This window comes from Stenotrophomonas sp. STEN018 (assembly GCF_056760235.1).
In genome coordinates, this window is the sequence record NZ_JBRREK010000084.1 from 1 (window position 1) to 11,492 (window position 11,492).

Consider the following 11,492-nt stretch of genomic DNA (forward strand, 5'->3'; position numbering starts at 1 on the left):
CGTCGGCCTTGTTGTTCGGCGTCGCCAAAGGTTAGTTGCATGGGTCGATCAAGCTCTCAAATCGCGGATTGCAGTCTGGCAGCTTCGGGGGAGTTGTTCAGAGCTTCCCTAAAAGGCCAACGCTGCGTCGATGGCCTTGCGCAGACCTTCGTCATCGGCGCTGGTGTCCGGGGCGAAGCGGGCTACAACGCTGCCGTCCTTGCCGATCAGGAATTTCTCGAAGTTCCACAGCACGGCCGGGGCCGGGTTGGCCTCGATGCCGAAACCAACCAGCTTCTCGCGCATCGGGCCTTCGCCGATGGCAGCCGGCTGGGCGGTGGTCAGCTGCTGGTACAGCGGGTGGATGTCGGTACCGGCAACGCTGATCTTGGAGAACATCGGGAAGCTGATGTCATAGGTGAGCGCACAGAATTGCTTGATCTCGTCCTCGCTGCCCGGTTCCTGACCGTTGAAGTTGTTGGCCGGGAAACCCAGCACTTCCAGGCCGGCGTCTTTCTTTTCGCGGTAGAGCTTTTCCAGGCCTTCGTACTGCGGGGTGAGGCCGCACTTGGAAGCGGTATTGACCACCAGCAGCACCTTGCCGCGGTAGTCGGCGAGCGAAGCGGCGGCGCCGTCGATGGTGTTCAGCGCGATGTCGTACACGGAAGCGGTCATGCGGTTACCTGCTGTGGGGTTGGGAGACCGCAAGCATAAACGGCGCAGGTGGCACTGACACGACCGCAGTGCTGCAACACTGTAGTGCCGAGCCATGTTCGGCTGTGGCGTTACCGGTAGAGCCTCTGCCGAGCATGGCTCGGCCCTACATGGGCTTGCCGGTTTGTACTGTGGGAGCGGCGTAAGTCGCGAAGCCAACGCTGCAGCAGTCAGCGAAGAGCGTACCCCTCCCCAGCCCTCCCCTTCGCTATGCGAAAGGGAGGGAGCAGAAGCGGTAGTGCCAAGCCATGCTCGGCTGGGGCGTTCCCGGTAGAGCCTCTGCCGAGCATGGCTGGGCACTACATGAATGGTGCCGGCATTTTGTAGGAGCGGCGCTGGGTGGCCTCGGGCCATGAGCCGCGATGCCGGTGCTGCGTCAGACTGCGAAGAGCGTACCCCTCACCAGCCCTCCCCTTGCCTGCGACAAAGGGAGGGAGAAGAAGCATGGCTCGGCACTACGCTGTGGGGCTTTCGTCTTCTGCTTCGTCGGCTTCGTCGTCTGTACCCAGCATTGCCTGCGAGGCGTCGCTGGACAGCGATTCCACGCCACGCAGCTTGCGCTCGATGGTGCGGGTCTTGCGGCTGGCATCGCCCAGGCTCTTGCCAACGGTGTTGATCTGCTTCTCGGCGCGTTCGAGGATGCCGGCGAACTTGCCGAACTCGCTCTTGACCGCGCCCAGCAGGCTCCACACTTCCGAGGAACGCTGTTCGATGGCCAGGGTACGGAAGCCCATCTGCAGACTGTTGAGCAACGCAGTAACCGTGGTCGGGCCAGCAATCACCACGCGGTGCTCGCGCTGCAAGGCATCCACCAAGCCGGCGCGACGGATCACTTCGGCATACAGGCCTTCGGTCGGCAGGAACATCACCGCGAAGTCTGTGCTGTGCGGCGGCACGATGTACTTCTCGCTGATCGACTTGGCCTGGATGCGGATCGCACGCTCCAGCTGGTTGCCGCAGTTGCGTACCGCGTCGGCATCGCCAGCTTCCTGTGCATCGAGCAGGCGCTCGTAATCTTCGCGCGGGAACTTGGAATCGATCGGCAGCCATACCGGCGTATCGGCATCAGCACGGCCGGGCAGGCGCACGGCGAAGTCGACCATCTCGCCGCTGTCGGCGCGCAACTTCACCCCACGCGAGTACTGCTCGGCAGTCAGGGTCTGCTCGAGGATGTTGTCCAGCTGCACTTCGCCCCAGCCGCCGCGGTTCTTGACGTTGCTCAGCACGCGCTTGAGGTCACCAACGCCGGTAGCCAACTGCTGCATTTCGCCCAACCCGCGCTGCACCTGCTCCAAACGCTCGGAGACCAGCTTGAACGAGGAATCCAGGCGCGTATTGAGGGTGCTCTGCAGTTTCTCATCGACGGTCTGGCGCATCAGTTCGAGCTTGGCGGCGTTGTCGCCCTGCAGGTCCTTCAGACGTGCTTCCAGGGTCTGGCGCATTTCGGTGATGCGTTGTTCGTTGCGCTGTGTCAGTTCGCCCAGCTTCTGGTTGAGGGTTTCGCCGAAGCGCAGCTGTACCTGCGCGCCTTCCTCGCGACCCTTGCGGGTTTCCTCGACCAGGCTCTGCTGCAGGCCGGCCAGCTGGCGCGCGAAGGCTTCCATGCGCGCTTCCTGCTGCTGGCCGAACACGTCGAGCTGGCCGCGCACATCCTGCAGCCGCGTACCCAGCAACTGCGCAAGCAACTGCTGGGCGTTGGCGGTTTCCTCGCGGCCCTTGCGGGCGTCGTCATTGAGGCTGTCGCGCAGCAGGTCCAGGCGCTGGTCGGTGCGTGTGGACAAATCGGTGAGGTTGCGGCCGAAGCCATCGATGCGGATGTCCTGTTGCCGCGCCATGGTTTCCAGCTGCTCGCGCAGCTCGCCACGGCCGCTGCGTTGTTCTTCGCGCAAGGTATTTTCCAGCGCGGATGTGTCATTACGGCGCAGCAACAGCAGCAGCTGCAGCACGAGGACGGCGACCAGCAGGCCGCCAAGGATCAGGGTTTCAGTTTGCATGGGGAGAAGTGTAGCCCTGCCCGTCTCAGAAGCTGATCCTGCAACCAGCCGACCACTGGCGAAAACTGCCATCGGCGCCTATCTGCGATCATGGGCGTCCCCACCCGCCGTATCCCTGCCATGAAGCCGCTGTCGCTGCTGCTGTTGTCGAGTCTGTTGTGCCTGCTGCCGATGGCAGCCCTGGCCAGCGACTCGCAGACCATCACCTCGCCCAACGCCCTGCCTGCCAATGACGCGCGGCCCAAAGTGTTCCTGGCCGGCAGCATCGAGATGGGCAAGGCCGGTGACTGGCAGCAGCAGGTGCAGGCGGCGCTTGCCGACCAGGGCGTGCTGATGCTCAATCCGCGCCGCGCCGACTGGAACCCGGCCTGGCGCGCCGAGGCCGATGAACCCGAGTTCCGCCGCCAGGTGGAGTGGGAGCTGGCCGCGCTGGAACAGGCCGACATCGTGCTGATGTATTTCGCACCCGGTACGCAGAGCCCGATCACCCTGCTCGAGTTCGGCCTGTATGCGCGCTCGGGCAAGCTGCTGGTGGCCGCGCCGGCGGGTTATTGGCGCAAGGGCAACCTGGACATCACCGGTGACCGCTACGGCGTGCCGCGCTTTGATGACCTGCCAGCGCTGATCGATGCGGTGAAACAACGCATCGCCGACCAGCGCGCGCGCTGAGCCCACCGGAGAATCAACATGCCGTGGATGGGTATCAACGATCTGGGCACCTTCGTGGTGGCCGTGATCCTGTTCCTGATGTTGCCGGGACCGGGCACCTTCACCCTGCTCACCGCCACAGCGCGTGGTGGCGTGCGTGCCGGCTACGCCACCTTGGCCGGCTTGATGCTGGGCGACCAGATCCTGATTGCCATTGCCGCCACCGGCGTGGCCGCGCTGCTGCAGGCGCATCCCGTGCTGTTCGCCGCACTGCGTTACGTGGGTGCGGCCTATCTGATCTGGGTTGGCATCAACCTGCTGCGTGAACCGGCAGCTGCGGTCGCTGGCGAGAGTGTGCCGGTACAACACGGGCGGCGCTGGTTCCGCCAGGCCTTGTTGGTCGGTGTGCTCAATCCGAAGGCAATCCTGTTCTACATGGCCTTCTTCCCGCTGTTCATCGACCCGGTGCGGCAGCGCGGTGCGCTGACCCTGGCGACGATGGCGGTGCTGATCGCCATCCTCAGCATCGGCTGGTGCTCGGTGCTGATTTTCGGCGGCCAGTTCATCGCCCGCCGCCTGGCCGGTTATCCGCGTGTTGGCGTGTGGCTGCGACGCGGGGTCGGTGTGTGTCTGCTGGTGTTCGGGCTGCGGCTTGGCATTGCCGAGTGATGCTGCTGCAAAACCGGCATTGTTCAGCCGCCACAGCGGCGTAAGCTCGGTTGCCGGGGCCGCGGCCCGGCCAGCATCCGTGGTTTTTATGCCAAATTCGGCACGTTGACATCCATTCGCGGTAAAAGCGCGCCAAATGACGGGTTTTTCTAGCTTTGCTGCACTGCGTTAGGCCAAACTCGGCCGCTTCCCCGAACCACCACGAACCGCGAGGTCCGCATGCAATCCTGGCTCCGGCGCAAGCCCATCGACCAACTCACCGAACACGAAGAAGGCCGTCGGCTTATTCCAACGCTGAGCTGGCCCCACCTGGTCGCGCTCGGCATCGGTGCCATCGTCGGCACCGGCATCTACACGCTGATCGGCGTGGGTGCGGACAAGGCCGGCCCTGCGGTACTGCTGTCCTTCATCATCGCCGGCACCATCTGCGCCTGTGCGGCGCTGGCCTATGCCGAGCTGTCGACGATGATGCCGGCTGCCGGCAGCGCCTATACCTACAGCTACAGCGCACTGGGCGAGACCATCGCCTGGGTGGTGGGCTGGAGTTTGATTCTTGAGTACTCGCTGGTGGTCAGCACGGTGGCGGTCGGCTGGTCCGGCTACTTCGTCGGCTTCCTGGAATGGCTGCACACCTCGTTCGGCTGGAACGTGGCCTTGCCGCAGGCATTGGCCGCCGGCCCGCATGTGGAAGGCGGCTTCCTCAACGTGCCGGCCATCGTCATCACCTTCCTGGTCGCCGGCATGCTGATGGTCGGCACCAAGGAAAGCGCAACGCTGAACGCAGTGCTGGTGGTGTTCAAGCTGATCGCGCTGGCGGTGTTCGTCGCGGTTGCTTTGCCGGCCTTCGACAGCGCCAACCTGCAGCCGTTCATGCCGTACGGCTTCCCCAAGTCACTGGGTCCTGATGGCGTCGAGCGCGGGGTGATGGCTGCGGCTGCGATCATCTTCTTCGCCTTCTACGGCTTCGATGCGATCTCCACCGCGGCCGAAGAAACCAAGAACCCCAAGCGCGACCTGTCGATCGGCATCATCGGTTCGATGGTCGGCTGCACCATCATCTACCTGCTGGTGGCCTTGGCCGCGGTCGGTGCGATGAGCTACACGGTGTTCGGCAAGAGCGCCGAGCCGCTGGCGCTGATCATGCGCGAACTCGGCCACGGCACGGCCGCACTGGTGATCGGCATCGTCGCCATCATTGCGTTGCCGACCGTGCTGCTGGCGTTCTTCTACGGCCAGAGCCGCATCTTCTTCGTGATGTCGCGTGACGGCCTGTTGCCGCGTGGCCTGTCCAAGGTCAACCAGCGCACCGGTACGCCGGTGACCATCACCCTGTTCACCGCGGTGCTGGTTGCTGCGCTGGCCGGTGTGGCACGACTGGATGAAATCGCCGCGCTGGCCAATGCCGGTACGCTGGCCGCGTTCACTGCGGTAGGCCTGTGCCTGCTGGTGCTGCGCAAGCGCGAGCCCAACCGTCCGCGCACCTTCCGCACGCCACTGGCGTGGGTGGTGGGGCCGCTGGCGATCGGCGGCTGCATCTACCTGTTCATCAGCCTGCCGATGCGCACCCAGCTGTGGTTCCTGGCGTGGAACGTGTTTGGCCTGCTGGTCTATGCCCTGTACAGCCGCCGCAATGCGGTGCTGGGGCGTAGCAAGTAATCCACAGCAACCTGTGGATAAAAGAAGGCGGGCTTCGGCCCGCCTTCTGCATTTCTGTGACACGGCATCACATGCGCAATATCACTGTCATCTAGTGCTGGAAGACTGCGCCCGCGGCGAAGACGCCGGGGCCAGCATCGTCTGCCCCGCCTGCCTCGTCGGTTTCTTCCACGCTTCAGGACGGGCCGGTAATGGGGATGGCCTGTCCTTCAACGACAGGCAACCTCTCCCGATGACGCGAAACCTGCTTGCTTTGGCCATTGCACTGGCCGTGGCTCCCGTTGCTCATGCCGCCGACAACGCCGGTCCTTCAGCCGCCACCGAACTGGACGCGGTATCCGTCATCGGCAGCGGCGAACTGCGCCAGGTGCAGCGCATCACTGCGGAAAACCTCGACGTGCTGCCACCCGGCACCAGCCCGCAGAAGGTGCTGAACCTGCTGCCCGGCGTGAACGCGCAATCGGTTGATGCGCTGGGCACCAACGAACAGTCGATGACCCTGAGCCTGCGCGGCTTCACCGGCAGCAAGCTGGGCTATACGCTGGACGGCGTGCCGCTGGGCGATGGCGCTTACAACAACTACAACGGGCTGAGCATCAACCGTGCGTTGATCTCCGAAAATCTGGGCATGGCCGAGCTGGCGCAGGGCATCGGCAACCTGTCCACGCCGTCGAGCAGCAACCTGGGGGGCGCCATCGCCTACTTCTCCAATGCGCCACTGCAGGACATGGGCGGGCGCGTGGTGCAGAGCTTCGGCAGCGATGGCAACCGCCGCAGCTTCGCCCGCTTCGACAGCGGCCAGCACAACGGTTTCTCCATGTATGTCTCGGGCATGCAGGCCCAGTCGGATCTGTGGAACAACCAGTCCGCCTACAACCAGTCCACCACCCGTCAGTTCAACACCAAGGCGGTGTACGAGAACGACTGGATGCGCCTGACCGGCTTCGCCGATGCCTCGCGTACCAGCCAGGCCAATGACTTCTACCTGTCCAAGGATGCGATGGCACGCGGGCTGGGTTGGGATTGGGGCGGCTACGCGCCCAACTGGAACAAAGCGGTGGCCAAGGCGTATTGCAACAAGAACACCTACGTCGCCAGCCGCTGTGACAGCAGCGGCCCGGACACCGATGCCGATGGCGCCTTCACCGCCGGCCAGATCCTGCGCAATGACGACCTGTACTACGTCTCAGCCGAGTTCTTCCCCAACGATGACGTGACCCTGCGCGTGCTCGGCTATCACCATGAAGACCAGGGCGAAGGCCACAACTGGAACAGCGGTGCCTGGTCGAACAAGGGCACCGCCAAGGAACTGCCGATCATCTTCCGCAACACGCTGTACTCGATCGACCGCAGCGGCGGCACGCTTGGCCTGGAATGGCAGCTGGGCATGCACCATGTGCAGGCCGGCGCCTGGTACGAGAGCAACACCAGCAGCGCCTCGCGTTACCAGAGTGCGGTGGATGGGCCGCGTGATTTCAGCGGTCTGGCAAAGGGCCAGCCGGACACCGGTGTGTTCGCCCAGGAGACCCGTTGGCAGACCCGCCAGCTGTACCTGCAGGACACCATTCGCCTGATGGATGACCGCCTGCGCCTGGAGGCCGGCATCAAAACGCTGGATGCGCGCTCGGATGCACGCGCCCTGCCCGGCATCGCCAAGACCCCGATCGCGGCCAGCTCCAACAACCAGTTCGCCACCGGCAGCCTGCGCGCCAAGGACAACTTCCTGCCCAGCGCCGGCGTCTACTTCCAGCTGGATCCGCGCCAGGAACTGTTTGCCAGCTATGCCAAGAACATCGCCATGTTCCAGGGCGGCTTCAAGCTAGGCCCGCAGGCGGTAAGCCAGGCCACCTGGAACAGCCAGGCCGCGCTGGAGCCGGAGAAGTCACGTACTTTCGAGCTGGGTTATCGCTGGATCGGCGACAGCCTGCAGCTGTCGCTGGCTGCCTACGATGTGCGTTTCGACAACCGCCTGCTGCAGTACAACCCCTGCGACTCGCGCCAGCCGGTGGGCCCGCTGTGCGGCAACCGCTTCTACAACGTTGGCAGCGTCACCAGCCGCGGTGCCGAGCTGACCGCGTTATGGGACGCGAATGAGCACTTCAGCTGGTACAACGCGGCTTCCTACAACGACTCGACCTACGACTCGGACTACGTGCAGAACGGCGTCACCGTGCCCACCAAGGGCAAGACCCAGGCCGATACGCCCAAGCTGCTGCTGTCCAGCGAACTGCGCTGGCAGGCCGGCGCGTGGTCGGCGCAGCTGCGCGGCAAGTACACCGGCGAGCGCTTCTACACCTATACCAACGATCAGGGCTTCGGCGGCTACACCACCTTCGATGCCGGCGCGGCCTATGACTTCGGCAAGATCGGCGTGCTGCAGAAGGTGAAGCTCTCGCTCAACCTCAGCAACCTCACCGACAAGCGCTACGCCAGCAACCTGGATTCCAGCGTATTCGCTGCCAGCGATCCAAGTGGCAAGCTGTACGTGTTCCACGCCTCGGCCCCGCGCCAAGTGTTCGGCACGCTCGACGTGCGCTTCTAAGCTGCCACGCTGAAGGAAACTGATCGATGCCCCTGCTCGCCACTGCCCTGCTGGCCAACGCCCTGCTTGCCAATACGATGGGCGCTGCGGTCTACACCACGCCGCACCAGGTCAGCCAGCCGCCGCCGCGGGTGCTGGAGTTCGGCGGGCAACGCTATGTCGATCATGGTCTGGTCGCTGCCGGCGCGCTGCCGGCGGAGACCGTGGATTTCCTCGGCGATACGCTGGGATCGTTCTCGTCGTTGGCGGTGGCACCGGGCAGTTGGCGACGTGATGCCGATGGCAGCTATCGCGGTGTGCTGTGGACCTTGCCCGACCGCGGCCGCAACGACCCCGAAGCCGGCCTGTTCTACGACTACGCCGCCCGGCTGGAAAAACTGGATATGCGTATTCAACCAGGCGATACGCGCTCGGCAGGACAGGTAACCTTGCGCGTCGCTGGCGGCCTGCAACTGCTCGACTTCGACGGGCGGCCTTTCACCGGCGCCGATCCGGGCAACGCCACCCTGATCCAACGCGGCATCACCTTGCCAGCACCGGCCAGCGGCACCGGCGCAGGCAAGATCGCCTTGGATGCGGAGTCACTGCAGTTCACTGCCGACGGCCATTTCTACGTCGGCGACGAGTACGCGGCCAACGTCTACTACTTCGATGCGGACGGTCGTCTGCAAGGCGTGCTGGTGCCACCGCCGGCAGTGCAGCCGATGCGTGATGGCCGCCTGGACTTTGGTTCGTTGAAGCCACCGCAGAGCGGCCGCCGCAACAATCAGGGCGTGGAAGGCATGGCGCTGTCGCCGGATGGCAGCCGCCTGTTCGTGGCCCTGCAGAGCGCGTTGGTACAGGACAGCGCCAGCGGTGATGCCGATGGCCGCATCAATATGCGGGTATTGGTCTACGACGTCTCCAGCAACCCGGTGCCAACACAGCCGCTCGCACACCATGTTGTGCAGCTGCCCGCTTACACCGCCAAGGGCGACGGTAGCGCTGCCAACCGCACGGCGGCACAGAGCGAGTTGCGCGCGCTGGACCAGCACCGCTTCCTGCTGCTGGCGCGTGACGGCAACGGCCTGGGCAACGCCAAGCCCTGGCCGGCGATGTTCAAGAGCGTGCTGCTGGTGGACACCAACGGTGCCAGCAATCTTGCGGGTACGCCGTACGAAAGCGGAACCGACTCGCTGCTGGCGGATCCCGCACGGACCACACTGAAGGACGGCATCGTGCCGGCGCGCTGGCAGGAACTGCTGAACCTGTTGGACCCGGAACAGCTTGCACGCGCCGGTCTGCATCTGCACAACAACGGCAACAACGACCCGCAGCTGCTGTCGGAGAAATGGGAGGCAATGGATCTGTTGCCTGCTCTCGATCCGCAGCGGCCGGACGACTGGCTGTTGCTGATCGGCAATGACAACGACTTCATCGCCCGCCACTGCGTGATGCAGGGCCAGGCCTGCGATTCGGCTTTCGACAATGACAACCGCGTGCTGGTGTACCGGCTGACGTTGCCGGCCGTGCGCTGAGGCGCCTTTGCTCCTGCTGCCGGGGTAAGCACAGCGCAGAGCGGCTGCCCCCTCCCTTTGCCGCAGGCAAGGGGGGTTGGGGAGGGGTGCTTCTGCTCAAGATCTCTAAAGCAGCGCAACGCCGACCTGGCATGGGATGACCCACTTACCCCCAGCATGTTGTGGATAAAAACAAAGCGGGCCTGAGCCCGCTTCGTTGTTCCATGCATCCAACAGCGCGCGATTACGACTTCTTCTGCGCTGCCGCGTAATCCTGCGCATGGCGCATCACCCGCAGCACATTGCCGCTCCAGACGTTGCCGATCTGCGCATCCGTCAAACCACGGCGCTGCATCCAGGCGGTGATCTTGGGCAGGTCGGCCGCATCTTCCATGCCGGTCACGCCGCCACCGCCATCCCAATCCATGCCGATGCCGACATGGTCCGGACCGACCACGTCGAGCATGTGGCCGAAGTGCTGGAAGAAATCATCCAGCGTGGCCTTGCGCCGCGGGTACTTCTGGTCGAGCTCGGCCATCGCCTTGCGCAGCTCCACGCCCTTGGCCATGGTCATGTTTTCCCAGCCACCGAGGCGCTTTTCCAGTTCCTCTTCGGCCTGCTTGCGCTCGGCGCTCTTGGTCTCGTCGATCAGATAGCCGCCGTAGGCATTGGCTTGGATCACCCCGCCCTTGGCCGCCAACTGGCGCAGGCGCGCGTCGTCCAGATTGCGCGGGTGGTTGAACACCGCCTTGGCCGAGCTGTGCGAGAGGATGAAGGGCACCGGCATCATCTCGATCAGGTTGTCGAACACCGCATCGGAAGCGTGCGACTGGTCGATCACGATGCCCAGCTTTACCGCCTCGTTGACCAGCGCCTTGCCGGCCGGGCTCAAGCCTTCCCACTCCGCGCCCTTGGGATCGGTGGCCGAATCGGCGAACTCGTTGTTGGCGAAATGCACCGTCGACATCAACCGCAGGCCGGCCTTGTAGTAGTAACTCAGCAAGGTGGGATCGGCGACCAACGGGCTGCCGTTCTCCATGCTGATATAGACCACGCGCTTGCCAGCGGCCTTGATCCGCGCGGCGTCATCGGCGGTCAGTGCCAACTGGAACTTGTCGGGGTTGGCGGCCAGCATTTCGTGGATCTCCTGCATGCGCTGCAGGCCATGGTCACGCTCGGCGATATGCGCGGCCGGGCTACGGTCGCCCTGGTCGGTGTAGATAGCGAAGAAACCGCCATCCAGCGCACCTTCGACCATGCGCGGGTAGTCCACCTGCGACAAGGCGTTGTGGTCGTGGCGCTGCATGATGTTGAAGTCGGCGCGGCCGAAGTTGGCCGGCGTATCCAGATGCGAATCCAGGGTCAGCAGCTTGTGCTGCAAGGCGCTGGCCTTGCTCAGTTCAGCCTGGCTGAACTCCACCGCCGAGGCTGCCAGTGGAACGCACAACGACAGGGATACCAGCAGGGACAGGGGACGCAGCGTCATGAGGCCTTACCGTGAAGGGAAAGGCCAGACCTTAGCGCTGTAGTGGAGCTGCGGGCCAGTGACTGACGGCATGGAGGCGGCAGCTTTGCTGGTAACGCCTCTGCCGAGCATGGCTCGGCACTACGCAAAGCGGGTTTCTGTAGAGCCGAGCCGTGCTCGGCTGGAGCTTTACCGGGAAGGCCCCTGCCGAGCATGGCTCGGCACTTATCTCTTAGCGGTCTGTCACCTTAGGTGCCGAGAGCCCGGCGCGGGCGACCGTTCGGCACTAGGTCTTTTCGATCGCTTGGTAGCAAGGATCCCCGCGCCGG

General features: G+C 64.3%; 8 protein-coding genes. 5 read left to right on the forward strand and 3 right to left on the reverse strand.

The features are described from left to right. Window positions 1-108: 108 nt before the first annotated feature. Window positions 109-654, reverse strand: coding sequence for a glutathione peroxidase (locus ACVOMB_RS19660; protein ID WP_481532731.1), 546 nt, complete (start codon window positions 652-654; stop codon window positions 109-111). Between the two features lie 494 nt (window positions 655-1,148). Further along, on the reverse strand, window positions 1,149-2,687 hold the full coding sequence (locus ACVOMB_RS19665; RefSeq protein ID WP_481532732.1) for a DNA recombination protein RmuC: 1,539 nt from the start codon (window positions 2,685-2,687) through the stop codon (window positions 1,149-1,151). A gap of 120 nt (window positions 2,688-2,807) precedes the next feature. On the opposite strand from ACVOMB_RS19665, the gene ACVOMB_RS19670 reads away from it, so the two are divergent. The 5 genes from ACVOMB_RS19670 to ACVOMB_RS19690 all read left to right on the forward strand — a co-directional run bounded on the left by ACVOMB_RS19670 (window position 2,808) and on the right by ACVOMB_RS19690 (window position 9,719). Continuing rightward, complete coding sequence (locus tag ACVOMB_RS19670) at window positions 2,808-3,356, forward strand: nucleoside 2-deoxyribosyltransferase domain-containing protein (RefSeq protein WP_481532733.1); 549 nt, start codon at window positions 2,808-2,810, stop codon at window positions 3,354-3,356. An 18-nt stretch (window positions 3,357-3,374) separates the two neighbouring features. Continuing rightward, a complete protein-coding gene (gene leuE / locus ACVOMB_RS19675; protein ID WP_481532734.1) occupies window positions 3,375-4,004 on the forward strand; it encodes a leucine efflux protein LeuE in 630 nt (209 codons plus the stop codon). A gap of 219 nt (window positions 4,005-4,223) precedes the next feature. Then, window positions 4,224-5,660 carry an amino acid permease gene (locus ACVOMB_RS19680; protein ID WP_481532735.1) on the forward strand — a complete coding sequence of 479 codons (1,437 nt, stop codon included), beginning with the start codon at window positions 4,224-4,226 and terminating at the stop codon, window positions 5,658-5,660. A 232-nt stretch (window positions 5,661-5,892) separates the two neighbouring features. Continuing rightward, window positions 5,893-8,202, forward strand: coding sequence for a TonB-dependent receptor (locus ACVOMB_RS19685; RefSeq protein ID WP_481532736.1), 2,310 nt, complete (start codon window positions 5,893-5,895; stop codon window positions 8,200-8,202). Window positions 8,203-8,228: 26 nt separating this feature from the next. Beyond that, complete coding sequence (locus ACVOMB_RS19690; RefSeq protein ID WP_481532737.1) at window positions 8,229-9,719, forward strand: esterase-like activity of phytase family protein; 1,491 nt, start codon at window positions 8,229-8,231, stop codon at window positions 9,717-9,719. A gap of 223 nt (window positions 9,720-9,942) precedes the next feature. On the opposite strand, the gene ACVOMB_RS19695 is transcribed toward ACVOMB_RS19690, so the two are convergent. Further along, window positions 9,943-11,184: a dipeptidase gene (locus ACVOMB_RS19695; protein WP_481532738.1), complete on the reverse strand. Its 1,242-nt coding sequence runs from the start codon at window positions 11,182-11,184 to the stop codon at window positions 9,943-9,945. Between the last annotated feature and the right edge of the window lie 308 nt (window positions 11,185-11,492).